Here is a 24,435-nt window from a genome sequence, read left to right as displayed (position 1 = left end):
TGTCCTCTCGTTCTTTGGGTTCGCTCTACGTGCTTTGGTCGCGTCGCCAGGCTCAGGCCACCGACGCGGTGGGCACGAAGTCCGAGGTGTCGGTCGGCGTGTAGTTGAAGCTGATGTCGCCCCAGGTATCGAGCGCGGCCCGCAGCGGCCCGCACCAGCGCGCGGCATCGCGCAGGATCTCCGGCCCTTCGTTGAGGATGTCGCGCCCTTCATTGCGCGCCAGCACCATCGCTTCCAGCGCCACGCGGTTGGCCGTGGCACCCGCCTGGATCCCTTGCGGGTGGCCGATCGTGCCGCCGCCGAACTGCAGCACCACGTCGTCGCCGAAGAGGTGGATCAGCTGGTGCATCTGGCCGGCGTGGATGCCGCCGGAGGCCACCGGCATCACCTTGCGCAGCGACGCCCAGTCCTGGTCGAAGAACAGCCCGCGGGTCAGGTCGGTATGGGTGTAGGCGTCGCGGCAGACGTTGTAGTAGCCCTGCACGGTCAGCGGATCGCCTTCCAGCTTGCCCACCGCGGTGCCGGTGTGCATGTGGTCCACGCCGGCCAGGCGCAGCCACTTGGCAATCACGCGGAACGACACGCCGTGGTTCTTCTGCCGGGTGTAGGTGCCATGGCCCGCGCGGTGCAGGTGCAGGATCATGTCGTTCTGGCGGCACCAGTTGCTCATCGACTGGATGCAGGTCCAGCCGACGATCAGGTCGATCATGATGATGACCGAGCCCAGCGACTTGGCGAACTCGGCGCGCCGGTACATCTCTTCCATGGTGCCGGCGGTCACGTTGAGGTAGCTGCCCTTGACCTCGCCGGTGGCGGCAGAAGCCTTGTTGACCGCGTCCATCACGAACAGGAAGCGGTCGCGCCAGTGCATGAAGGGCTGCGAGTTGATGTTCTCGTCATCCTTCATGAAGTCCAGCCCGCCCTTCAGGCCCTCGTACACCACGCGGCCATAGTTGCGGCCCGACAGGCCCAGCTTGGGCTTGGTGGTGGCGCCCAGCAGCGGGCGGCCGAACTTGTCCAGGCGCTCGCGCTCGACGATGATGCCGGTGGACGGGCCGGCGAAGGTCTTCACATAGGCCACCGGAAAGCGCATGTCTTCCAGGCGCGCGGCCTTGATCGGCTTGAAGCTGAAGACGTTGCCGATGATCGACGCGGTCAGGTTGGCGATCGAGCCTTCCTCGAACAGCGACAGGTCATAGGCCACGTAGCAGAAGAACTGTTCCGGGTTGTTGGGCACCGGATCGACCCTGTAGGCCTTGGCGCGGTACATGTCGCAGGCGGTCAGGCGGTCGGTCCAGACCACCGTCCAGGTGGCGGTGGACGATTCGCCGGCCACCGCGGCAGCGGCCTCGACCGGATCCACGCCGTCCTGCGGCGTGATGCGGAACAGCGCCAGCAGGTCGGTGTCCTTGGGCTCATAGTCCGCGTCCCAGTACCCCATTTCCTTGTACTTCATGACGCCGGCGTCGTAGCGCTTGCGCGGCTTGGCTTGGACCGATTCAGGTGCGTTCATGCTTGTCTCCTTGCGTGGTTGAGCGTCGTGGCTGCGTTGATGCAAAGATATAAGCCCACCAACATAAGGTAAATTCAGATATTCTTAGCCGCTGTATAAGCAATCCCTTAAGTGCGATCCAGACTGCACATCACGGAAAGCATCCAAGAGCCGCCCCCACTGCCCATGTCCTTCCTGCGCGCCCTCACCCTTCGCCAGTTGCAAATCTTCGTCACGGTGGCCAGGCACGCCAGCTTTGTGCGCGCGGCCGAGGAACTGCACCTGACCCAGCCAGCGGTCTCGATGCAGGTCAAGCAGCTCGAATCCGTGGTCGGCCTGGCGCTGTTCGAGCGCGTCAAGGGGCAGCTCACGCTGACCGAGCCCGGGGACCGCCTGCTGCACCACGCGTCCCGGATCCTCGGCGAGGTCAAGGACGCCGAGGAAGGCCTGCAGGCGGTCAAGGACGTCGAGCAGGGTTCGATCACGATCGGGCTGATCAGCACGTCGAAATACTTCGCGCCCAAGCTGCTCGCAGGCTTTACCGCCCTGCACCCGGGCGTGGACCTGCGCATCGCCGAAGGCAACCGCGAGACGCTGCTGCGGCTGCTGCAGGACAACGCCATCGACCTCGCGCTGATGGGCCGCCCGCCGCGCGAACTGGACGCCGTGTCGGAACCCATCGCCGCGCATCCGCACGTGCTGGTGGCCTCGCCGCGGCACCCTTTGCACGACGCAAAGGGGTTCGACCTGCAGGAGTTGCGTCACGAGACCTTCCTGCTGCGCGAGCCGGGCTCGGGCACCCGCACCGTGGCGGAGTACATGTTCCGGGACCACCTGTTCACGCCGGCCAAGGTGATCACACTGGGCAGCAACGAGACCATCAAGCAGGCCGTGATGGCGGGCATGGGCATCAGCCTGCTGTCGCTGCACACGCTGTCACTGGAGCTGCGCACCGGCGAGATCGCGCTGCTGGACGTGACCGGCACGCCGATCGAGCGCATCTGGCATGTCGCGCATATGTCCAGCAAGCGGCTGTCGCCGGCCAGCGAGAGCTGCCGCGCCTATCTGCTGGAGCACACGGCGGAGTTCCTGGGGAAGGAATACGGCGGGCTGATGCCTGGGCGGCGCGTGGCCTGATTGCGCGCGCGATGCAGAACACCTGTGCATCGCGCCACAATCGAGAGTGCCGACCATCCGGCCGGCCGGAGAGCCAAAGCCTTCAGCAGGCCACGGCTGTGCGTGCGCAGTACGCAGGTTCGGCGGTCTTGGCCATGCGTGCGCAGTAGGCAGGTTCAGCGGCCCTGGCCACGCGTGCGCAGTACGCTGGTTCCTCCGCCTTGGCCATGCGTGCGCAGTACGCTGGTTCCTGCGCCTTGGCCATGCGTGCGCAATACGCTGGTTCCTCCGCCTTCGCCATGCGTGCGCAATACGCGGGTTCCTCCGCCTTGGCCACACGTGCGCAATACGCGGGGTCCTCCGCCTTGGCCATGCGTGCGCAGTACGCGGGTTCGTCGGCTGCTGCCCGGGCACAATATGCGGCAGAGGTCAGCGGGGTGCCGAACTCGCGCGTGCTCAGCGCATCGCTAGCCGCGGCCATTGCCAGCAGGCGGGCCTCATCGTCCGGGCCGTCGATGCCGACGTAGGGGTCGTGGTGAAGGACATAGCCGAAGATGTGCTCGCAATCCCCGGCGTAGCGCCTGGTATCCAGGATGTGGGCATGCCAGAAGGCATCCACCTGCTCGCTGGGCACCGCTGGCGTGTCGGGATACCTGGCCGCCAGTTTGAGGAACTGCCGGTAGCCGCTTTCTGCCTGCTCCAGTGATACCGGTGTCCAGTGCGCATGCTTCTGGTGTAGCAGCTTGGCCTTCATCCTGGAAAAATCGAGGGCGTCGATGGCCTGCCACATGGTTTCAACAATACGGTCCTGCATGATCCAGCTCCCTGTGATTGGACTGCTTGATGTTGGACTGCGTAAGCGCGCGCCGGACCGACGGCGGTCAGGCGCGCATCGGTTGCGGCCCATGCTCGAAAGCGGGGCCGTTTTCCATGAGGCTGGCCAGAAAGGCAGTGATCTGCGCCGGCGGCAGCGGATGGCTGAAGTAGTAGCCTTGCACTTCGTCGCAGCCTTCGTGGCGCAGGAACTCGAGTTGCGCCTCGTTCTCCACGCCTTCGGCGACCACTTCCAGCCCTAGCCGGTGGCCGAGCCCGATCACCGCGCTGGTAATCTGCGTATCGCTGCGGCTTTCCGGGATGTAACGGACGAAACTTCTGTCGATCTTGACCGTATCGATCGGGAAGCGGCTGAGGTAGGCGAGCGAGGAGTAGCCGGTGCCGAAGTCGTCGATCGCCAGTCGCACGCCCGTGCGCTTCAGGTGCGAGAGCCAGCGGGAAGCCTGTTCGGCATCGCGCATGACCATGCTCTCGGTGAGTTCAAGCTCCAGCAGATTGCCCGGCAGGCTCGCTTGCCGCAGTGCGTCGATGATGGTCAGCCTGAGGGACTTGTCGGCGAACTGCCGTGCCGAAAGATTGACCGAAACACGCATCGGCGGCAGTCCCTGGGCGCGCCATGCGGCATTCTGGCGGCACGCTTCGCGCAGGGCCCAGGCGCCGATCTCGACAATGGCGCCGCTCTGCTCCGCGAAGGGAATGAAATCTCCGGGCATGACCAGGCCAAGTTCCGGGTGGCGCCAGCGGATGAGTGCCTCGACCGCCGTGCACGCTCCCGACGCGAGCGCAATGCGCGGCTGGTAGTAGAGAATGAATTCGTTCTGCTCGAGCGCGCGATGCAGGTGCGACTCCATATCGATGCGCCGCTGCAGGGTCGTGCTCATGCCCCGGCAGTAGAACTGATAGCCGTTCTTGCCGAGTTGCTTGGCACCGTACATGGCCAGGTCGGCATGCTTGAGCAGCGTCTGCCAGTCGTTGCCGTCCTCGGGGAAGGAACTGATGCCGATGCTTGCCGTCATGCGCAGTTCCGATTCGTTGACGACGAAGCCTGGCGCGAGCGCAGCCTGGATCCTGGCGATGGTCTGGTCCAGGATCGTCGCGTCGCCCTTGGGGTCCAGCAGCACGACGAATTCATCGCCGCCGAAGCGGGTGATCAGTTCCACGCCGTGCAGAATCTCGCGCAACCGGTCGGCCATCTCGCGCAGCACGGTGTCGCCTGCGTTGTGGCCAATGGTGTCATTCACGACCTTGAATTCGTCCAGGTCGACGAAGATGACATGCAAGGACTGGCCACTGGCGCGGGCGCGGTTCAGTGCCTTCTCGAACTCGGCCTTGAACAAGAGGCGGTTCGGCAGGCCGGTAAGGGCATCGTGATTGGCGATGAAGCGCAGGTTCTCCTCGGCCTGGCGCCTCAGCAGGAAGTGCCCGGTCTGATTGGCAATGCCGCTCGCCATCGCGAGCGCGTGCGTATCGCGGCTGCGCTTGGCACGGGAATAAAGTTCAACCACGCCGAGCGTCACGTGGCCCCTGCTCAGCGGGAAGGCGAACACCGTCCGGATGCCGCCCGCGTCGAGCCACCTGGCTTGCGCGTGCCGGGCCATCGCGTTCCGGTTTGCATACCATTGTGGCGCCTGCAAGACCGCGGCACCGGCCCGCGATGCGGGGCGTTCGGCGAGCCAGGGCTCCAGCGCCCTGACGCGGGCCAGGCAGACCAGCGGCAGCTTCTGTCCCTCGTTGTCGTCGCTCGGCCAGAAGGCACCGGCCTCCCAGTCCATGCCTTCGAGCAGCGTGTGGACAATATCCTCCAGCACCTCGATTTCGCTGGTGGCGGTGGCCAGATGCAGGGCGATCTGGTGTTCCTGCGCCCTGGCCTGCTCGGCGGACTTGCGCTGGCTGATGTCTTGCGCGGTTCCCCGCAGCACGGCGCTGTCCGGCGCCCCATGCGCGTGGCCGATCAGGTGCAACCAGCCCCGGCGTCCGCGCCGCGACCGGTACGGGCACTCGAACTCGAATGGCTGGCGATCCTGCAGGGCTGCCCGCATCCTCTCCCGCAGCATGGCGCGATGGCCGGCGTCGATCGCCTGGAACAACGCTTCCGGCGTCGCTTTGTCGCCGCGCCAGCCTAGCAGGTGCGCCATTTCCCGGGAAAAGTGCGCGATGTCCTTGCCCAGGTCGATGCGCCAGTCACCCAGGCGGGCAATCTGCTGCGCCTCGGCGAGCGCGGCCTGGCTGTCGCGCAGGCTGTGCGTCATCTGGTCAGCCACGGCAACGGCGCGCGCCCGCGAACTCGACAGCGCGTAGGCCAGCCAGCCCAGCAGCACGCTGATGATCAGGCCGGAAATCACCACCAGCGCCGGCAGGTAACGCTGGGGACCACTGATGGCCTTGCCATCGGCCGCAAATGCGATCACCCAGCGCCGTCCGCCGAAATTCCGCACTTCGCTCTTGGCCAGGTCATGCTGACCCGCACCCGGGACCGCCTGGTCGTCCGCCAGAGACGTCGCACCTTGCGCGGCACTGGCGTGGATGGCGCTGCCCCCTGCGCTCTGGTTGCGTCCCCGGGCCGCCAGGCCGGTCACGCTGTCATAGAGCAGGTTGGTGGCGGAGGGGGGAAGCGCCGGCTCCGCGAAGTCTCCGGCGTCATAGACGCGGAAGCGGATCCAGCGCAGATTCTCGTTGCTGACCAGGTCTTTCATCAGGTCGTCCACCCGGATCCCCGCGCCGACCGAGCCGACATAGGCGCGTCGGCGCGCTTCCACGGAGTCCAGGTCCGGCCCCCTGCGGTACACCGGCAGGCGCAGGGCGATGCCCACATGCGGGTTCCTGGCCTCGCTGAAGATCAGCCGGCCGCTGCTGACCGACTGCCCGGTATCGCGCGCGCGTTCGAGCGCGGCCAGGCGGCGTGGCTCGGCGCCCATGTCGATGCCGATCGACGCCAGGTTGATGTCGAGCGGCTCGACATAGGTCAGCACGAAGTGGCCCGGCCGCCGGCCGGGGGGGCGGACGTTGAACGTCACGCCCGCCTCGCGCAGGATCGGATCGCTGCGCTGCCAGGCGACAAAGGCGTCGATCTCGGCCGCCGGCACGTACGGCGCGTAGTTCAGCGTCTGGAAGCCGGGATAGCGCTGCGGCAGGTTCAGCCCGCTGACGAAATCGCGAAACTCTCCGCGCGAGACATGGTCGCTGGCGCCGAACAGCGCCTGCATGGTCACCAGTACATCGGTATAGAGCCGGATCCGGGTATCGATCTGCTGGATGACGTCGCCCGTATCGTTCTCAAAACGCAGGCGGACATCCTTTTCCAGCAGACCGGTGCAGAACGCATAGACGACGGCCGTCGTCAGCACCCCAAGCAGCAAGGTGCCCGCCGTGATGGTGCGCGACCCAAGGCGTCCAAGCGGGCGAAGCAAGCGCGCAAGCGTCGGGCGCAAGATAATTTCCCCGGATATGGGCGGCAGCGGCTGAATGGCGTCGCCAACAGCTGTGCCAGAAAATGCACTTATTAGACGGCGCAAGCTTCAACGGCTGGCCGCTTTATATGTCTTTACAATCTATAGCAAGTGGGGGATGACGGACGCTGATTATCGCGATGCAGACACCCAACTTAAGTGGGGTATCCGTTGGACAGGCAATGAATAGCGGGGGAAAACAGAAAGAGGCATTCCTGGCGCGGCAGGCCCGCGCCAGTCGCAGCAAATCCCGCATCAGCGGCTCAGGCCGCGCGCATCCACCTCCCACAGGCCGACGACACGCCCTTCGCGCAAGCACACGAACTGCGCATGCAGGTTCGCGGTGGGATCGCAGTGCCCGGGCACCAGCAATAGCTTGCTCCCCAGCAACGCCTGGCTGTCTCCGTTCAACACTTCCAGGACACCGTGTTCATCATTCGCCGCGACATAGCGCAGCCAGCCGCTGCGGTCCCTGGACCACAGGCGCGGCAGGCCGGAGTCCACCGCGACCGACTTCAGGCCCACGTCGCAGACCACCACGCCGGGCCGCGCCGTGCTCATGACCGTTGCCGACAGGAACAGGCTGTGCCTGGGCCGGAACTGCCCCAGCCATTCGCTGGCGCCATAGTGGCCGTCCAGGAAGAGATAGGTGCCCGGCTGGACTTCGGTGTAGACCCCGCTCTGGCAGTCAAACTCGGCCGTGCCGGTGCCGCCGCCGGTGATCACCGGGCAGGAAACGCCCCGTGCATCGAGGTGCCGCACATAGCCGTCCACCGCTTCCGCGGCGCGCTGCGCGGCCTGCCGGCGCTGTACCCAGACCGGCAGATGCTGCGCGCCACCGTGATACGCCTGCAGTCCGCCGAACCGCAGCGACGGCGCCTCGCCGATGGCATCGGCCAGCCGGCTCAGCGCTTCGGTGCTGTTGACGCCGCAGCGCCCGTGCCCCACGTCGACCTCCGGCAGCACGGTGATGCGCACGCCGCCGGCTTCGGCCGCGGACGCCATCGCGGCCACCTGCCGCACGTCATCGACGCAGATGCTCAGGTTCACGTGGCGGGCTAATTCCACCGCCATGGCGAGCTTGTCCGCGCCGACAAACTCATTGCTGATGTGGATGTCCGCGATGCCGAAGGCAGCGAACGGATAGGCCTCGCTAAGCTTCTGGCAGCAGATCCCGACTGCACCGGCAGCGATCTGCCGCTGCGCCACGGCGACAGACTTGTGCGCCTTGGCATGCGGGCGCAAGGCGACGCCGCCGGCATCGGCAAGGCCCTGCATCTGCGCGAGGTTGTGGTCGAAGGCATCGAGGTCGACCAGCAAGGCCGGTGAGCCCACGTCTTCCACGCGGTCGCCAATGCTGGCCGGAGCCGGCGGCCGCAGCCGCGTACGGTCGTGCAGGCGCTCAGACATGGCGGCCTCCCTTGAGAGCCATCGCCAGCACCCGGGCCACGTGCAGCGCCTCGGTGTCGGCGCCGTCCAGGATCTGGTGCCGGCAGCTGGTGCCGTCCGCGACCACGATGGCGTCGGACGCGTGTTTGCGTACCGCGGGCAGCAGCGACAACTCGGCCATGGCCTGCGATGCCGCGAAGTGCTCCGCCTCGTAACCAAAGCTGCCGGCCATGCCGCAGCAGGATGACTCCACCGGCGCTACCTTCAGCCCCGGGATCCACCCCAGCACGGTCTGCACCGGCGTGAACGCATCGAATGCCTTCTGGTGGCAGTGCCCGTGCACGACGGCCTCGGAGGCCTGCAGCGGCTGCAATGGCAGGTCCAGCCGGCCCGCGCCCTGCTCCCGCACCAGGAATTCCTCGAACAGGAACGACAGGCTGGCAAGCCGCCTGGCCTCCTCGCCATAGCCATAGCTGAGGAACTCGTCGCGCAGCGACAGCAGGCAAGACGGCTCCAGGCCGACCACCGGCACGCCGCGCTCGACGAAGGGGCGGAACGCGTCCAGCATGCGCCTGGCCTCTTGCTTCGCCTGGTCGACCAGGCCTGCCGCCAGGAAGGTACGGCCACAGCACAGCGGCCGTTCGCCTTCACGGACGTTGAAGTGCACCGTATAGCCGGCGGCTTCCAGCACGGCCTGCGCGGCGCGCGCGTTGTCGGGCTCCATGTAGTTGCTGAAGGTATCGACGAAAAGCAGGACCTCCCGGCCGCCGGTCTTGCCTGCTGCGTTGCGGCGTCCCGCCAGGAACGGCTTGCCGAAGCGCGGCAGCGACCGCTGCGGGGCAAACCCCAGCGCCCGCCTGATCCAGCCCGAGACCCCGGGAATGCTGTCGGCCAGCGCCAGCAGGCCCGACACGCGGCTGGCGAGCGGCGCATAGCGCGGCATGAACGCGACCATGCGCTCGCGCAGGCTGATGCCGTGCCGCGTGGTCCAGGCATGGCGGGCCTCGATCTTGAACTTCGCCATATCGACGCCGGTCGGGCAGTCGCGCCTGCAGCCCTTGCACGAGACGCACAGGTCCAGCGCTTCCTTCACTTCCGGGCTGGCCAGCCCATCTGGGCCGAGCTGGCCGGACACCGCCAGCCGCAGCGTGTTGGCGCGGCCCCGCGTCACGTGCTGCTCGTCCTTGGTGACGCGATAGCTCGGGCACATGGTGCCGGCGTCGAACTTGCGGCAGTGGCCGTTGTTGTTGCACATCTCCACGGCCGATGCGAGGCCATGCGTGGCGGTATCGGTGCCGGTGCCGGGCGCGGTCTCAGCGCCGGTCATCGGGTCGCGCCGCACATTCCACGCCGACCAGTCCAGCGCGGGCGTCAGCGGCAGCGCCGCATAGCCGGGGGCAAAGCGGAAGTTCGCGCGCGCGTCCATCTTCGGCGGCCGCACGATCTTGTCTGGGTTGAAGCGGTTGTCAGGGTCGAACAGCGCCTTGATCTCGCTGAATGCCGCGTTGATGCGCGGGCCGTACTGCCAGGCCACCCATTCCCCGCGGCACAGGCCGTCGCCGTGTTCGCCGGAGTAGGCACCCTTGTACTCGCGCACCAGCTCGGCCGCCTCCTCCGCGATCTCGCGCATGCGCACCGCACCGTCGCGCCGCATGTCCAGGATCGGGCGCACGTGCAGCGTGCCGACGCTGGCGTGGGCGTACCAGGTGCCCTCGGTTTCGTGCTTGTGGAAGACCTCGGTCAGCCGGCGGGTGTATTCGGCCAGATGCTCCAGCGGCACCGCGCAGTCCTCGATGAACGACACCGGCTTGCCATCGCCCTTCATGCTCATCATGATGTTCAGGCCGGCCTTGCGCACGTCCCACAGGGCCTTCTGCGCCTTCTCTTCGGCCATTTTCACCACCGAACCGGGCAGGCCCAGGTCACCCATCAGCTCGGCAAGCCGGTCGAGCTGCGCCAGCAGCGCCTGCCGGTCCTCGCCGGCAAACTCCACCAGGAGGATGGCCTGCGGATCGCCGGCCAGCGCGCGCTCGACCACGGGACGGAATGCCGGGTTCTCCATCGACAGGTCGATCATGGTCCGGTCGACCAGCTCCACCGCCACCGGACGCAGCTTCACGATGTGCTGCGTCATGTCCATCGCCTGGTAGAACGTGGGGAAGTTGACCACGCCCAGCACCTTGTGCGCCGGCAGCGGCGACAGCTTCAGCGTGACCTGTCGGCTGTAGGCCAGCGTACCTTCCGAACCGACCAGGATGTGCGACAGGTTGGCATGGCCATCATCTGTATAGGCAAGCGGGTTCTGGCAGTCGAACAGGTCGATGTTGTAGCCGGCCACGCGGCGCAGCACCCTGGGCATGCGCTCCGCAATCTCATCGCGCTCGCGCCGGGCGATGCGCTCCAGTCCGCGCAGGATGCCTTGCGCGCGCCCGGCCGCCACCGGCTGCGCCAGCGAGCCGAAGTGGCATTCGCTGCCGTCGGCCAGCACCGCGTCGATGGCCAGCACGTTATGCACCATGTTGCCGTAGGCAATCGAGCGCGAGCCGCACGAGTTGTTGCCGGCCATGCCGCCGATGGTGCATTGCGCGCCGGTGGAAACGTCGACCGGAAACCACAGCCCATGCGGCTTGAGCCAGGCATTGAGGTGTTCGAGCACGATGCCCGGCTCCACCGTCACCGTGCGCGCCGCGGCGTCGAAGGCGACCACGTTGTTGAGCCACTTGCTGTTGTCGATGACCAGGGCTTCGCCCACGGTCTGGCCGCACTGGCTGGTGCCCGCGCCGCGCGCCAGCACCGGCACGCGCTGGTCGCGGGCGATGTCGAGCGCGCGCAGCAGGTCGGCCTGGTCGCGCGGGACCACCACGCCGATCGGCATGATCTGGTAGATCGACGCATCGGTGGCATAGCGGCCACGGCCGGCGCGGTCGAACAGCACGTCACCCCGCAGCTCCTTGCGCAGGAGCGCGGAGAGCGGCGAGGTAGCGCGATGCCGGGCGGGCACCAGGTGGATCGGCTTGACCAGCAAGGAAGACGAGGAAGTGTTCATGGCATTCGGCAAACGAAGGCGAGAATTCGCGGGCGACTGACCGCCCTGCCACGCACCGGCGCAGCGATGGCATCTTCTTGTGACGCTCCGACGAGAGTGGAAGGCCGGCGGCGCATCCTCCGGCGCCGGCCTCTGCTTGTTGCCGCTCAGGCGGCGGCTTTGAGCATGGGCGTGTCCGCGTGCGAGGCCAGGTGGTCCATGGCCGCCGCCACCCCGCTGCCGGCAACCGGGACGCCCGCCAGCTTCAGTCCCATCTCGCAACCGGCGAGGGGTGGCGGCCAGCGGGGTGGAAGTCGAGGTGAATCATGGGAGCAACGCCTCCTTGTTTGAATATTGAATTTTGAATTCAATAGAATATAGCAGACAGAAAACGTGACTCCAAGCCGGAATTTGGCCTGAAATCCGGGTGTATACCCGGACTTTTGAGGGGAGAATGAACCTGCAGTAGAATCCGTCGCTACACGGATAGAGGACATTGAATGCAAAATTCACTGAAGGGAGAGATGGTTGCCAGCCCCGCCCCGTCGCTGCCGCGCCTGGCTCGCCCGCGCCTGCATGACACGGTGGTCGAGCACCTGCGGCAATTCATCGTCGAAGGCGTCCTCACTCCTGGCACCAAGCTCAATGAGCGTGAGCTTTGCGAGACGCTGGGCATCTCCCGGACGCCCCTGCGCGAGGCATTCAAGGTGCTTGCGGCAGAGGGCCTGATCGATCTCTCCCCCAACCGCGGCGCAAGCATCTCCCAGATGAGCGAGTCCGAGGTCCGGGAGAACTTTGAGCTGATGAGCGGGCTGGAAGCGTTCTCAGGCGAACTGGCCTGCGAGCGCATCACCCCCGCCGAGCTGGCGGAGATCAAGGCGCTGCACTACGCGATGCTGGTCTGCCGCACGCAGAACGATCTGCCTGGCTACTACAGCCGCAACCAGGAGATACACGACCGCATCAACGAGGCCGCGCGCAATTCGGCGTTGCGCCAGGCCTATCAGTCGATCAACCGGCGCCTGCAGGCGATGCGTTTTCGTTCCAACCAGCAAAGCGAGAAGTGGGATCAGGCCATCGACGATCACGAAGACATGATCAAGGCACTGGAAGCCCGGGACGGCAAGAAGCTGGCAGCCGTTTTGAAGCGGCACTTGCTGGAGAAGCGTGACGCGGTCTTGCCGCTGGTGTCTGGGGATGGGATGGCTGGCCAGAGACTGAGGGGCTGAGCGTAACTTGCAAAGATTTACAAATCGCACCGCAGACAGCCCGACTGCGCTTGGCTTGCTGTCGCCAGAAGGTCACCTCCCCCAGCAGATCTCCCCAAAATTCGCATCGAAAGCCCTATCCCTGCCTCCTTCGTTGCACAGAAACCATGCAAAGCGTTGCAATAGGGTTAGATCGCATGTGTTACCAAATGTAAATCGTGTAACATGATTGCACGTTGTTCCGCTGGCATTGCGATGCAATGTTGGTGGCTTTGAGTGGTAGGGGGCGTCATGCAGCATTCCAGCCGATCCGCGTGCGACCTGGGTCGCGCGCATCTGTCAGGCCGCAACGGCAAATCCGGCGCTTCCCGCAGTCAGTCAATCCGACATCGAAGACACCTGAGCCGCGCGCAGCACTGCTCGGTGCACCAGCGCCACCGCCCCACTGACGCACCCGCGGCACAAACCTGTCGCCCGCCTACCCACCTTGCGCGATGTCGGCCATGCGGCTGTCGCGCGCGCCATCAGCGCTGAAGCCCTCATCGCGCAGCACCGGAAAGCACACTGGTTTCTGCCCGGCCTGCCGGTTCCTGCGCGACGAAAACACACCACAACCCTATTCAAGAGGCGGGAATCGCAATGGCACTCTATGCGCTGCGGGAACTCACGCTGCAATCCCTTGGACCGCTCGAGGCGATGATCGAGGCAGGTTCGCGTGCAGTCGATTTCTGGGGCGAGTCGGTCGCCTGGCTTCCGGGGATCCGCGAGGCCGACGCCGTACTGGAATTGTTCACGCGGCTGACCAAGGCCTACGGAAAGCCTCGCTTTGAGATCGACGACGTCATCGTAGGCGGGCAACGGGTGGCCGTCACCGAAACGGCGCTGATCGAGGAGCCCTTCTGCCGGCTGGTGCATTTCAGGAAGGACATGCCCAGTCCTGGTCCCCGGGTGTTGCTCGTGGCTCCGCTCTCGGGCCACTTTGCCACCCTGCTGCGCCCAACGGTCGAGGCATTGCTGCCCGGGCATGATGTCTACATCACCGACTGGGCCGATGCGCGTCTTGTCCCGCTTGACGCCGGGCACTTCGATCTTGGCTGCTATGTCGATTACCTGAAGAAGTTCCTGCGCTACCTCGGCGCCGGCACGCATATCGTGGCGGTTTGTCAGCCGGGGGTCCCGGTGCTTTGCGCGGTCGCCCAGATGGCCGAAGACAACGAGCAGCTGCAGCCCCGCTCCATGACCCTCATCGCCGCGCCGATCGACACCCGCGTCAGCCCGACGGCAGTCAACCAGTTTGCCCAACAGCACTCGCTGGCATGGTTCGAGGCGAACCTCATCGAACACGTCCCCACCGGCTACCCGGGAAAAGGCCGCCAGGTTTATCCGGGCTTCCTCCAGCTTGCCGGCTTCGTCTCGATGAACGTCGCACGCCATGCCGGTGCGCACCTCGACTTCTACCGTCACCTGGTCGATGGCAGGCAGAGCGAGGCTGCCAGGCATCGCAAGTTCTACGACGAGTACAACGCCGTGCTCGACGTGCCGGCCGAGTACTACCTGGAAACCATCCATAAGGTTTTCCTGGAGCATCACCTGTGCCGCGGCTGCATGGAAGTCGGCCAGCGCCGCATCTATCCCGAGGCCATTACGAACGTTGCATTGCTGACCATCGAGGGCGGCGAGGACGACATCACCGGGCGCGGCCAGACCCAGGCGGCTCACGCGCTCTGCGCAGGCCTTGCCGCCGACCGGAAAGAACACCTGGTCGTTGACGGCGTGGGTCACTACGGCACCTTCGCCGGCCAGGGATTCCGGCAATCCATCCTGCCTGCCATCACGCAGTTCATTCAACGGTGCGCTGGCTGAGTGCTGTGCGGTCGCTTCAGCGACACCGTTCTGGGCACCGTATATTCCAGCAACCCATCGACGCCGTTCTCGATACCGACGCCGGATTGCTTGTGGCCGGCCATGGGCTTGTCGGGCCCGATGGTGTGAATCTGGTTGACCCAGACGGTACCGGTGTTGAGCTGCAACGCAACTTGCATGGCGGCCTCCGCGTCGCGCCCCCAGACCGAACCGCCCAGTCCGTATTCGCTGTCATTCGCGCGCGCAATGGCGTCGTCCACATCACGAAACCTGAGCAAGGGCAGGATTGGGCCGAATGGTTCCTCGCGGACCACGCGCGCGGTATCGGGCGGGTTGTCCACGAGCGTGACAGGGAAAAAATAGCCGTGTCCTTGCGCCACATCGCCGCCGGCAAGGATGCGATGGCCAGCCGTGCGCGTGTCCTCCAGCAGATCCTTGAGTCGCTCGAACTGGCGGCGGTTCTGCACCGGCCCAAGCTGCACGCCGTCCGTGTCGCCCGGCCCGACGCGCGTCTCCTGCGCGAGCCTGACCAGTTCACCCGCCAGGCGGTCGTAGACATCCTCATGGATATAGAGCCGCTTGATTGCCAGACAGAACTGGGCACTGTTGGCAAATGCGCCCCAGAAGATCGCAGGCGCGATGGCCTCGACATCGGCATCGGGCAGGACAATGGCGGCGTCATTGCCACCCAGCTCCAGCGTCAGCCGTTTCAGGTTGACCGCGGCGCTGGCCATCACTGCACGGCCGGTCACGGTCGAGCCCGTAAAGCTGAGCTTGTCGATGCCCGGGTGGGCCGACATCAACGGTCCGAGGGCATCGGTGCCACTGATGACATTCAGCACGCCAGCCGGCAGCACGTCGCGCAGCAGTTCGCCCAGCTTCAACGTCGTCAGCGGCGTGAACGGCGATGGCTTGAGCACCATCGTATTGCCGGTCAGCAGGGCCGGCGCCACCTTCCACATAGCCAGTGCCAGCGGGAAATTCCAGGGCACGATGCCGCCAACGACGCCCAGCGGCACGCGCAGGACACGAACCTGTTCGGTGGCAGATTCACTGACCGTCTCCACGGGGAGTTCGAGCCTGGCCATCTCGGCGCACCAGTACGCCGCCCTTTGCACTTCCTGCCGCGCCTGGGCAAGGGGCTTGCCCTGCTCCCGCATCAGCAATTGCGCCAGCTCTTCCAGGTTGGCGGTGATGGTCTCACCGATCCTGACGACATATTGCTGCCGCGCCTGCAGTGGCAAGGCGGCCCATGCTGGCGCGGCACGCCGCGCGCTGGCAACGGCCTCGTCCAGTTGCCCAGGCGAGGCATCGGGCGCTTCGGCAACGACGCGCTCCGTTGCGGGATTGAGTACATCAAAGCAGGCCAGCGTGGGCGCGGCTTTGCCATCGATGGTCATGCTGAATCCAGCGGTGTCACCCATGATGATTCGGACCTCATTTAACCAAACGGATTTCGGATGGCCACACCGGGGACGCGCGGCTGCCCGAAGCGGGGCCTGCGTCGCCGGATGGCGGATTGGCGATTCAAAGATCGAGGACAAGCAACGAGGATTTCGCGCGCGAGCAGCAAGGCGTGAACTGGTTGCCGCAGGCGTGCTCCTCATCGGTAAGAAAGACGTCCCGATGATCGGGTTCGCCCTCCAGCAGACGCGTCACGCAGGTTCCACACGTCCCCTCCTCGCACGACGTGTAGATGTCGATACCGGCCGCAAGCAGCACTGAAGTGACCGATCGGTCTGCGGGAATATGGAAGACCTGGCCGGTGCTTGCGATCCTGACGTCGAAAGCGCCGTCACGCGAGGTGTCCACGGGCTTTGCATTGAAGTACTCATATCGCACACGCTGCTTCGGGATACCTGCTTGCTCGGCCGCGCGGCATACCCATTCGATAAAGCCGGAGGGACCGCACACATAGATCTCGTCATCGCCTCCCACTTGCGCAAACAGTCTCCCGGGATCCAGCTTCTGCGAATCGCCTTGATCGTCGTAGTGGAAAGCGACTTGCTGCCTGTAAGGGGATCGCTCGATACGGCTGCGGAACGCTGCCTTGTCCTGGCTGCGCGCACAGTAATGCAGGGTGAAGCCGGTTCCCGACGCATGCAAGACCTCGGCCATGCATAGCATCGGCGTGACCCCGATCCCGCCTGCGATCAGGATGCCTGGGGCGCCTTCCCTGAGCGGAAAATGGTTCCGGGGGGCGCTGACTTCGACGACGGCGCCCGCCTCGAAGCGCTCGTGGATGGCGACCGAACCGCCGCGCGAGGCTGGGTCGCGAAGCACGCCGATCAGGTAACGGTGGCGTTCCGACGGCGCATTGCAAAGCGAATACTGCCGCACGACACCGGGAGCGACATGGACATCGATGTGGGCGCCGGCCTCGAACGGCGGCAGCTCGCCCCCATTCGGGTCGCGCAACTCCAGGCTGATGATGTCGTCGGTCTCGCGGTTGCGTTGCGCAATGCGTAGGAAGAGTGTGTCTTGGGATGTCATGGCACGATGCCTTGCTGCAGACTGCGATGGAATGGCTACTGCATGACGCAGCGAATGGGAAGATGCTTGGGTCCGCCGACAAAGCAGGAAGCAATCATTTCCATCTCGCCCGCCGGCTCCACGCGCTGCAGCCGTGGAATCAGTTCCTCGAACAGGATGCGCATCTCCATCTTCGCCAGGTGCTGGCCCAGGCAGACATGGGCGCCGAAGCCGAATGCCAGGTGGCGGTTTGGCTTGCGATCGATATTGAAGTCAAAGGGCTGGTCGAAGACTTCTTCATCACGATTCGCCGATCCATAGCACAGCATCAGCCAGTCGCCCTTGCGAATCTTGCGTCCGCGGATTTCAGTGTCTGCCGTCGCGGTCCGCATGAAGTGCCGCACCGGCGATGCGACGCGCACCGCTTCGTCAATGAACTGAGGGATCAGCGACGGATCTGCCTGGAGCCGCGGCAGCAGTTCGGGAAACTGGCTCAGCGCCCACATCGCTACCGCGGAAGAGGACGACGTGGTGTCGTGTCCTGCCGTGGCAATGATGACGTAATAACCCAGCCGGCTGATCTCGCTGATCGGCTCGCCGTTGACGACGGCGTTGGCGAGCAGCGTTGCCACGTCATTGCGCGGATTGGCGCGCCGGTCGGCGGTGACTTTCTCGAAGTAGTCCCGGAAGTCCGCCACCACCGCCATCAGGCTCTTTGCCAGGGCGCCGTCATTCGCGCTTTCTTCCTGCCTGGCCCGCTTGAGTTCAGGATCCTCGCCACCAAACAGTTCCTGGGTCAGCAGCAGCATCCGCGACTCATCCTCCGGCGGCACGCCGAGGATGTCCATGACGACGTGCAACGGGTAATGCAGGGCAATGTCCTTGGCGAAATCAATGGTGTTGCCATCGCTTTGCTGAAGCTTGCCGACGACCTGCCGCGCCAGTCCCCGAATACGCTCATCCAGCTTAAGAATGCTGTTAGGCATGAACCACGACTGCGTCAGCGCACGCAGGCCCTTGTGCTCGTCACCATCCACGTGAACCAGCGCCTTGACGATGTGCGGACACCCCGTGGTCGCGATCACATGGTCGATCGCCGCCTTGGGCCGGCAGACGACGGAGTAGTCCCCGTTGCGGAAGAGATTGTTGTCGCGAGAGATCGCGGTCACGTCGGCATGCCTGGTCACGACCCAGAACGGATCGAAACCGTCATTGACGGCGCGCCCCAGCGGATTGTTCGCGCGCGCCCATGCATAGGCCGCGTGCAGCCGGGCGGGATCGGCATAGGCCCTGGGATCGACCAGGACTTTGGCCACGTCGCCGGGAAGATCAAGATCGGTGTGGTTCATGGTATCGATAATGGTGAAGTTGGGATTCAGGGGAGCAGCACGGGCTTGACACACAGCCCCTGCTTTTGCTCCGCGACTGCACGGTTGATTTCGGCAAGGGGATAGGTCTTGACCAGCCTGTCAAAGGGGAAGCGCCCCGCCAGGTACAGCGACATCAGCTGCGGGATGAAGACATCGGGATCGCTGTCGCCTTCGATGATCCCGCGATAGGTGAAGCCGCCGCGCATGGCCTCGCGCAGGGTGCCCGGGAGGCCCAGGTTCGTTGCATGGGTGGGCGGCACGCCGACAAAGCCGAAGGTGCCGCGCGGAGCGAGGAGCTTCGGCACCGCTTCAATGACCGCGGGGATGCCGCTGGTATCCAGCGCAAAGTCCACCCCATGGGGCGCAATGGCGCGGACCGCGGCAGCCAGGTCGGCACTCTGGCCTGGATCGATCGCATGCGTGGCGCCAAGCGACAAGGCCAGGTCGCGCCGGTTGGCGTTGGGCTCGACCACGATGATCGTCCCGCATTTCTGCAGCACGGCGCCCATCACGGCACTGAGCCCGACCGCGCCGCCGCCCAGCACCACGAGCGATGCGTTTTCGTGGCACGCCATCGAGCGCATGATCGCGCCCGCGCCGGTCTGGATGCCACACCCAAGTGTGCCGGCAATCTCGAGCGGCACGCCATCCGGCACCTTCACCACGTTGCGTTCAGTCGTGAGCGCATGCGTGGCGAAAGAGGACTGGCCGAAGAAATTTCCGGAGATCTCCCCATTGCCATCTCGCATCGATTTCGAGCCATCGCCGCGCTGGCCGACGAAATTCAGTGCTGCCATCGCATGGCAATAGGCCGGCGCATCGCGATCGCACTGCGGACAATGGCCGCAGGATGCGAACGTAATGGCCACGTTGTCCCCAGGCTTCACCTTGGTCACGCCGGCACCGACCCTCTCGACAACCCCGGCACCTTCGTGCCCGAACACGGCAGGCATGGTGATGGGGAGCAAGCCTTCGGCAGCGACCAGATCGGTATGGCAAAGCCCGGCGCCGACAATCCTGACGAGGATTTCCCCTGCCCCCGGAGGGTCTAGCTCGACCTCTTCCAGGACAAACGGCGCGCCCGGCGCCCGTGTCACGGCAGCAGTGATTTTCATGGTGTCTCCGTGTTGTCCTATTGGCCGGACGGCCAGGCACGTCCGCCGTCTTCCATAGAATCAGAACTCTGGTTCTATTATTGGAAGGCAGCGATCCGGCTTCAATGCGGGCTTTCCCCTACGGAAGAAATCGGTGTGGGCGCGACGAGGCGCGAAGCGCTCAGGGATGTGGCGCCCGGGTGAGGTTGTTCCTGTGCTGCATAATGCTGACCTGTCCCAGAATCAGGATTGCCGTTTCCATGGCTGCCACCCTAAAGCGCCAAGAAGATCACAAGAGGCGCGCCGCGCACGCCGCAGCGCAGACTGCGGAAGCGGCGGAGCCGGCGCTGCGCCCCCCTCGCCAGCTACGCAGCGAGGAAACACTTGCCAAGATGATCCAGGCCGGACGGGACCTGATCGAGCAGCACGCGAATTTCGATCTCGTCCTGATCGGCGATGTCATCCGCACCGCAGGCACCTCTACCGGAGCCTTTTATGGCCGCTTCAAGGACAAGGACGGCTTCATTGCGTCTGTCCTGGACGCCGCCTTTGCGGAAATGCGGGCCGAGGCGGACAAAGCGATCCGGGACAACGAGGCCTGGGCGCAAGGCACGGCCTCGGAACTCGCTGCACGCGTCGTCAGCTACTACGTCGACATGAGCCGCCAGAACCAGGGCATGTTCAAAGCCGTGCTGCGCCACTTTGCCGCACGCGACCCGGATGCCAACCCGATGCGCTGGCTGGACCGACACGTCCAGAGCCTGGTCGTGCCGGTCCTCGCGCACAAGATGCAGCCCCAAACCCTGGGCGACTCCGAGTCAGAAGTCCGGATCGCCATGCAGATGGTCGTGGGCACCATTACCCTTACCCTGCTGACCGACCCGGGGCCTTTACATTTTGACGGGGATCTGATCGAAACCAAGCTGACGGCGATGCTGCAGCGGTTCTTGCGCTTGCCCTGATTGGCGTTCCGCCAGAGGCCGTTCCTATGCGTGGCGGCATCGCAGCCGCTCCTGACGTTCACCCCCCTCAATGGCAGAGACGGCGTTATTCAACGCGGACGCCACGTGCCTTGACCAGGGCGTGCCAGCGCGCCGACTCGGCCTGCAGGAAGCTCCTGAATGCTTGCGGCTTGCTGCAGCCTGGCGCGCACTCCCGGATCCGCCACGGCCTTCTGTACGGCGCTGGAAATGGCCTGCACGCGATCCGGTGCGGTGCCCTTGGGCAGGAACACGCCGTTCCACTCAAGCACTTCATAGTCGGGCATGCCGCTCTCGGCCAGGGTCGGCGTATTGGGCAATGCTTTCATGCGCGTCTTGGACGTCACCGCCAGCGCGCGCAGCTTGCCCCCGGTCACGTATTGCAGCGTCGACGCAGTATTGCCGAAATAGGCCGCGACCTGCCCGCCCATCACGTCGGTCAGCGCCGGCGCGCCGCCTTTGTACGGAACATGCAGCAATTCGATCCTGGCCTGCTCATTGAACATCTCCGCAGCCAGATGCGAGCCGGTGCCAGCGCCGGCGGAGGCATAGGTCAGCTTGCCGGGCGATTTCCTGGCCGAGGCGATGAAGTCGGCAACAGTCTTGTAGGGCGCGTTTGCCGCGACCACCAGGATCTGCGGTGCCGTGGCCACCAGCGAGATCGGAATGAAATCGCTGCCCGGGTCGAACGGCAGCTTGCGCAGCGCGCCGTTGACCGCGAATGCCGAGGCGTCGTACAGCACCGTATAGCCATCCGGGGCAGCCTTGGCCACGGCGTCGGCGCCGATGACGCCGCCGGCGCCCGGCTTGTTGTCGATGACGACGGTCTGGCCGAGGATCTCTCCCATTTTCTGGGCTACGACACGCGCCGTGTTATCGGCGCCGCCACCCGCCGAATACGGCACCACCATGCGGATCGGCTTGTCAGGGAACGCGAAGGCACCGAGCGGCACCGCCGCAGCCAGAATCGCCAGGCCTTTGCCAAGACGCTGCAGGGTCAATTTCATGTTGTCTCCGATTTTGTATTTGGCTCGGGCCGGCTATGCGGTCCCGAATCCGTACAGCAAGGCAGGGTTGTCCACCAGGATGCGGCGCCGCAGCGCCTCGGTGCCGGTCCAGCGGGCCAGCAGGTCATACAGCAAGGCATCGTCCGGCTTGGAACTGGTCTCCGTGCTGTGGGGCCAGTCACTGCCCCACACCAGCCGTTCCGGCGCGGTGCGCACCCATGCCATCGCAACCGGGTCGATGTCCGCATAGCGTCCGGCGGCGCCGACGACGGAATCCAGATATGCGCCGGACAGCTTCAGCCACGCGTTGCCGCGCGCCAGCAGGTCTGCTACGCGTGAAAACGCAGGGTGCGCTGTGCCGCCAGGCAGCGGCAGGCGGGCCAGGTGGTCGAACACCAGCGGCGTGCGCAGGCGTGCCAGCAAGTCGCGGTAGGTAACAATCTGGTCTGCGGTCCAGTGCAATTGCAGATGCCACCCCAACTCGGCAACACGATCGGCGAGTACTTCCACCATCTCGAAGCTCACCGCTGCGTGGGCTTCGGTGTAGAGCGAGAACCGGATGCCCCGGATCCCACCCGCATGCAGGGCGTGCAGGGTCTCGTCTGTCACATCCGGGCCCACCACGGCAACGCCGCGCGCATTGGCAATACCCAGCTTCAGGATCGCATCGAGCGTGGCGCTGTTGTCCGTGCCGTAGCAGCGAGGCTGCACGATCACCGCGCGGCTAGTACCCAGCAGGCCTTGCACGCCACGGTAGTCTTCCACGGTGGCGTTTGCCACCACTGGCGCAATCGCCGCGAAGCGCGCGTCGTAGATATGCAGGTGCGCATCGCAGGCGTTGGCGAGCACTGCGCTGTGTGGCGCGCCGCTTGCCGAACTGTTCGGCACCGGCGGGGCCGGACCGCCGTAGCGGGGGTCAGCCATGCGGTGCCAGCCTGTCCGCTGCTGCGCGGACCCTGTCCCCGTGCTGATCGAGCGCGGGAGCGGCGAACGGTTCCGGACCGGGCGTGCGTCCGAACTTCACGGCGCGCGTGAAGCCGCGATAACGGCCAACCACGGGGTGCTCGAACGTTGCCACCATCCCTTCCGCGGCGACCTGGGGGAAATCGAACATGTCCTCCACCGAGCGGGCGGCCGCGCACGGCACTTCCTCGCCGAACAGCGCCTCCCATTCCAGCGCCGAACGCTCCTGCAGCGCCGCGTGCAGGCGGGGCACGATTTCCCCATGATGTTCGGCGCGCTTGCGCACGCTGTCGTAGCGATCGGTCGACAGCAGATCGGCCAGGCCCGTCTTCTCGCACAGCGCCCGCCAGAAATGCGGGGTATTGGCTGATATATAGAGGTAGCCGTCCCGGGTCGGATGAATGCCGGTAATCCCGCCGGAGCGCATGTCGCGCCCGACCTCCCTGGGCTCCGATTCGGCCCAGACCATCCGGGCCGACTGCATGGTCAGCGCCGCGCGCAGCAGCGACACGCCCACATACTGCCCTGTCCCGCTCTTCTCCCGCTCGTAGAGCGCCGAAGCCACCGCACCCGCGACCAGCGCCGAGGCATAGTAGTCAACCACGGAGCCGTATAGAATCTCCGGCGGCCCGCCGTGCTTGCCCTGCAGCGTGCACATGCCGGTCATGGTCTGCAGCACCTGGTCGTAACCGGCCTTGTCCTTCAGCGGGCCGGTCTCGCCGTAGCCGGTGACGGCGCAGTAGATCAGCCGCGGGTTGACCTCGCTGAGCTGCTCGTAGCCAATGCCGAGCCGGCCCGGCACGCTCGGGCGGAAGTTGTGCACCAGCACATCCGCATTGCGCACCAGCGCCAGCAGCCGCTCCAGATCGGCCGGGTTCTTCAGGTCGAGCACGACGCCCAGCTTGCTTCGGTTGACGCCCAGGAAGGCCCGGCTCTCGGTCTCCAGCGTCGAGGGATACTTGCGCAGGTTGTCGCCCACGGGGGGCTCGACCTTGATGACGTCAGCGCCCTGGTCGGCGAGCAGCGAGCAGCCGTAGGGCCCCGCGATATAGGCGCTCAGGTCAAGCACGCGCACGCCGCTCAGTGGACCTGGCTGTCCCGCCCGGTCTGAGCCGAAGACATCTTCCCCGGCAGTGATGTTGATTTCCATATAGCCTCCGAATCAGCCAGCCGTTCAATCCGCGACAATGTTCTGCTGCCTGGCCAGCGCCTTCCACCGGACCACATCGGCAGCGATCGTCTCGGCGAACTGTTGAGGGGTGACGGGCTTCGCCTCTGCCCCTTCCCTGAGGATGGCCGCCTTGACGGCAGGCCTGGCAAGCGCCTGGTTCACCGCCGCATTCAGCCGCGCGACAACCGCCGGCGGCGTGCCTGCCGGCGCCAGCAGGCCCCACCAGAGTTCAAACTCGTAGCCGGGGACCGCGCTCGCCATCGGCACCAGATCGGGCGCAACCGGGCTTGGCTTCAGACTGGTGATACCCACGGCCCGCACCTTGCCGGCGCGGACCATCGGCAGCAGCGAGGGGCCGCTAGAGATCAGCACCTGTGTCTGGTTGCCGATCAGGTCGGTGATGGCGGGGCCCATGCCACGGTAGGGCACGTGGGTGATGGCCAGCTTGCCGGCCTTGGCCTTGAGCAGCTCGGTGCCGAACTGGTTGACGCTGCCGGGGCCGGAAGACGCGTAGTTGAACTTGCCCGGATTGGCGCGGATCGCGCTGATCAGTTCTTGCGGCGTGCTGGCAGGAAAGTCGTTGCTGACCGCCACGATGAACGGCCCCTTGGCAAGCATCGCCACCGGCACAAAGCTCTTGACCGCGTCGTACGGCAGCTTGCTCTGCACCGCCGCATTGGTCGTCATGCTCGACGAGACCGCGACCAGGGTATAGCCGTCCGGCGCTGCCTTGGCGACCATGCCGGTTCCCGTATTGCCGCTCGCGCCGGGGCGGTTGTCGATGATCACCGTCTGCTTCAGCTCCTCGCCGATCTCCTTCGCCACGATACGGGCGAAGATGTCATTCGAGCCGCCAGGCGGATACGGCACGACGATCGTGACGGGCTTGGACGGATAGGGGCTCTCGGCGGCTGCATCGGCCGCTGCCGCCAGCGCGCCGAACGCGGCGATCAGCCCGAAGCATGCTGCGGCCCGACGCGGCTGTAAGGTCGTCATGATCTGTCT

Annotated in this window: 16 protein-coding genes and 1 pseudogene; 4 read left to right on the top strand and 13 right to left on the bottom strand. The window is 65.5% G+C overall.

Annotated features, from left to right (window positions below; genetic code table 11):
* Positions 1-52: 52 nt before the first annotated feature.
* On the bottom strand, positions 53-1,513 hold the full coding sequence (locus DN412_RS02515) for a form I ribulose bisphosphate carboxylase large subunit (protein ID WP_078200655.1): 1,461 nt from the start codon (positions 1,511-1,513) through the stop codon (positions 53-55).
* 165 nt (positions 1,514-1,678) lie between these two features.
* On the opposite strand from DN412_RS02515, the gene DN412_RS02510 reads away from it, so the two are divergent.
* Positions 1,679-2,629, top strand: coding sequence for a LysR family transcriptional regulator (locus tag DN412_RS02510; RefSeq protein WP_115013067.1), 951 nt, complete (start codon positions 1,679-1,681; stop codon positions 2,627-2,629).
* Positions 2,630-2,711: 82 nt separating this feature from the next.
* Here DN412_RS02510 and DN412_RS02505 read toward each other — a convergent pair whose 3' ends face one another.
* The 4 genes from DN412_RS02505 to DN412_RS02490 all read right to left on the bottom strand — a co-directional run bounded on the left by DN412_RS02505 (position 2,712) and on the right by DN412_RS02490 (position 11,323).
* Positions 2,712-3,422: a glycine-rich domain-containing protein gene (locus tag DN412_RS02505; RefSeq protein ID WP_244222537.1), complete on the bottom strand. Its 711-nt coding sequence runs from the start codon at positions 3,420-3,422 to the stop codon at positions 2,712-2,714.
* 67 nt (positions 3,423-3,489) lie between these two features.
* Complete coding sequence (locus DN412_RS02500) at positions 3,490-6,870, bottom strand: bifunctional diguanylate cyclase/phosphodiesterase (protein ID WP_115013065.1); 3,381 nt, start codon at positions 6,868-6,870, stop codon at positions 3,490-3,492.
* Positions 6,871-7,143: 273 nt separating this feature from the next.
* On the bottom strand, positions 7,144-8,298 hold the full coding sequence (locus DN412_RS02495; RefSeq protein WP_115013064.1) for a DSD1 family PLP-dependent enzyme: 1,155 nt from the start codon (positions 8,296-8,298) through the stop codon (positions 7,144-7,146).
* Positions 8,291-11,323, bottom strand: a complete 3,033-nt coding sequence (locus tag DN412_RS02490; RefSeq protein WP_115013063.1) for an FAD-binding and (Fe-S)-binding domain-containing protein — start codon at positions 11,321-11,323, stop codon at positions 8,291-8,293. Before DN412_RS02490 ends, DN412_RS02495 begins: the two co-directional genes overlap by 8 nt.
* 479 nt (positions 11,324-11,802) lie before the next feature.
* Between DN412_RS02490 and DN412_RS02480 the strand changes: the two genes are divergently transcribed.
* Positions 11,803-12,531, top strand: coding sequence for a GntR family transcriptional regulator (locus DN412_RS02480; protein ID WP_115013061.1), 729 nt, complete (start codon positions 11,803-11,805; stop codon positions 12,529-12,531).
* Between the two features lie 618 nt (positions 12,532-13,149).
* Positions 13,150-14,373, top strand: coding sequence for a polyhydroxyalkanoate depolymerase (locus DN412_RS02475; RefSeq protein ID WP_115013060.1), 1,224 nt, complete (start codon positions 13,150-13,152; stop codon positions 14,371-14,373).
* Here DN412_RS02475 and DN412_RS02470 read toward each other — a convergent pair.
* The 4 genes from DN412_RS02470 to DN412_RS02455 form a co-directional block, all read right to left on the bottom strand.
* Complete coding sequence (locus tag DN412_RS02470; protein ID WP_115013059.1) at positions 14,355-15,797, bottom strand: aldehyde dehydrogenase family protein; 1,443 nt, start codon at positions 15,795-15,797, stop codon at positions 14,355-14,357. The two genes, DN412_RS02475 and DN412_RS02470, sit on opposite strands and share 19 nt — an antisense overlap.
* A 103-nt stretch (positions 15,798-15,900) precedes the next feature.
* A complete protein-coding gene (locus tag DN412_RS02465) occupies positions 15,901-16,866 on the bottom strand; it encodes a PDR/VanB family oxidoreductase (RefSeq protein ID WP_115013058.1) in 966 nt (321 codons plus the stop codon).
* A 35-nt stretch (positions 16,867-16,901) separates the two neighbouring features.
* On the bottom strand, positions 16,902-18,194 hold the full coding sequence (locus DN412_RS02460; protein WP_115013057.1) for a cytochrome P450: 1,293 nt from the start codon (positions 18,192-18,194) through the stop codon (positions 16,902-16,904).
* Between the two features lie 26 nt (positions 18,195-18,220).
* Positions 18,221-19,330 (bottom strand): NAD(P)-dependent alcohol dehydrogenase, encoded by a 1,110-nt coding sequence (locus DN412_RS02455; protein WP_115013056.1) that lies wholly within the window; start codon positions 19,328-19,330, stop codon positions 18,221-18,223.
* 239 nt (positions 19,331-19,569) lie between these two features.
* On the opposite strand from DN412_RS02455, the gene DN412_RS02450 reads away from it, so the two are divergent.
* A complete protein-coding gene (locus tag DN412_RS02450) occupies positions 19,570-20,271 on the top strand; it encodes a TetR/AcrR family transcriptional regulator (protein ID WP_115013055.1) in 702 nt (233 codons plus the stop codon).
* An 85-nt stretch (positions 20,272-20,356) separates the two neighbouring features.
* Here the strand turns inward: DN412_RS02450 and DN412_RS02445 are convergent.
* From DN412_RS02445 to DN412_RS02430, 4 genes and pseudogenes are all read right to left on the bottom strand, one after another.
* Positions 20,357-21,296 (bottom strand): annotated as a pseudogene (locus DN412_RS02445) (tripartite tricarboxylate transporter substrate binding protein).
* A 33-nt stretch (positions 21,297-21,329) separates the two neighbouring features.
* Positions 21,330-22,220, bottom strand: coding sequence for an amidohydrolase family protein (locus DN412_RS02440; RefSeq protein ID WP_115013054.1), 891 nt, complete (start codon positions 22,218-22,220; stop codon positions 21,330-21,332).
* Positions 22,213-23,409: a CaiB/BaiF CoA transferase family protein gene (locus DN412_RS02435; protein ID WP_115013053.1), complete on the bottom strand. Its 1,197-nt coding sequence runs from the start codon at positions 23,407-23,409 to the stop codon at positions 22,213-22,215. Before DN412_RS02435 ends, DN412_RS02440 begins: the two co-directional genes overlap by 8 nt.
* Before the next feature lie 24 nt (positions 23,410-23,433).
* A complete protein-coding gene (locus tag DN412_RS02430) occupies positions 23,434-24,426 on the bottom strand; it encodes a tripartite tricarboxylate transporter substrate binding protein (protein ID WP_115013052.1) in 993 nt (330 codons plus the stop codon).
* Positions 24,427-24,435 lie beyond the last annotated feature (9 nt).

The organism is Cupriavidus lacunae (genome assembly GCF_003353055.1).
Lineage (GTDB): Bacteria > Pseudomonadota > Gammaproteobacteria > Burkholderiales > Burkholderiaceae > Cupriavidus > Cupriavidus lacunae.
The sequence above is the reverse complement of the archived record's forward strand: the minus strand, read 5'-3'. Positions and strand labels throughout refer to the sequence as shown.